The following is a 1,185-nucleotide window of genomic DNA, read 5'->3' as shown; positions in this document are numbered from 1 at the left end:
CGGGCAGACGGGATGTTAAGTCTGCGGAGTTCGTGTGAGACCTAGAGAGCTTGGGGCTAGGCGCCCCCGTTGGTTCGTCACCGTAAAAGTTCTCACCATGGGAACTTTTATGCGATAACCAAGCTGTTCTCCGGGCGACGAACTGTGAAACAGAAACGTTCTTGAGCGATCAAGAACCCTCGCCCCGATAGTGGCGGGGAGTGTCAGGGATATAAACCTTCTTGGCTTCCAGGGTTTTGTGTCCGGAAACCAGCCCTTCATGATCGGATACGCCTTTGGCTTTCAGATCGTGGAAATGCCGTTTTTCCGCAATCAGCTTTTCATCCACTGTACGATTGATCAGATTTTGCCACTGGGTGTCCAGGGTGTTCTTGACCATTTTTTTCCCCGGTTGTATTTGAATCCCTTTTTTGGGTTTGACATTGGGTGCGCCAAATGCATACTCAAATTTTTCTCCCTGGTTATACTCGTCCAGCATCTGCAGTGCTTTTTTCAGTCGTGGCGTCCAGAGGGTGATTTCATCCAGTGAACCTTTTGCCCGTTTCAATTGCACACCCTGTTCTAACAGCTGGTCCCTTTTCAGATTGACCAGTTCCGTCCGTCTGGCGCGACAGATGTAGGCAAACTCCATCATTGCTTTACAATATGGGTTGGCCAGGTAGTAAACGCAGGCGTAATCTTCATCGCTGACATAGACATCCTGCCGGTTGCTTTTTGGCAGGGCGTCCAGTTCTTTTGCCGGGTTTTCCGGTATGCCCTCCAGATGGTTCCGACCCCAGCTCCAGGCACCGGAAATGAGTTTTCGTACGTGGCTGATAGCCCCCAGCGGAATACCGGTCAAAGAACCGATTCAGGGCCGGAGGCGTGATCAGTTTTAACGGGACTTTCCCAAACTCGCCATAAACCTCAACCGGAAAGCGGATCACTTTGGGAATATAGAGTTCCTTGGTGTACTGCCAGTCTCTCCCCATGGATCGAAATTTTTTGTGCCTGAAATATGTGGATAAGCCCAAGCCCCACAAGATCAGGCTGAACCAAATGTGGACAAGCCTTAGCGCCCCACAGGGAGAGTGAAAATGGCAATTGATGCCGAAAAACTGGATCAGGAAACGGACGGCGAACTGGCAGCCTTAAAGGGTTTGAAAACGGAAGCCCCTGCCGCTTTTGCACAGCATGAAGACGAGC

At 50.9% G+C, this 1,185-nt stretch carries 1 protein-coding gene; it reads right to left on the bottom strand.

What is annotated here, in order from left to right; genetic code table 11:
• Window positions 1-169: 169 nt before the first annotated feature.
• The gene (locus KDK14_RS21025; RefSeq protein WP_257267210.1) at window positions 170-841 is read right to left on the bottom strand and encodes a hypothetical protein; all 672 of its coding nucleotides are present in this window, start codon (window positions 839-841) and stop codon (window positions 170-172) included.
• Window positions 842-1,185 lie beyond the last annotated feature (344 nt).

The sequence above is a fragment of the Endozoicomonas sp. ONNA2 genome, assembly GCF_024606365.1.
In the GTDB taxonomy this organism is placed as follows: domain Bacteria; phylum Pseudomonadota; class Gammaproteobacteria; order Pseudomonadales; family Endozoicomonadaceae; genus Endozoicomonas.
The sequence above is the reverse complement of the archived record's forward strand: the minus strand, read 5'-3'. Positions and strand labels throughout refer to the sequence as shown.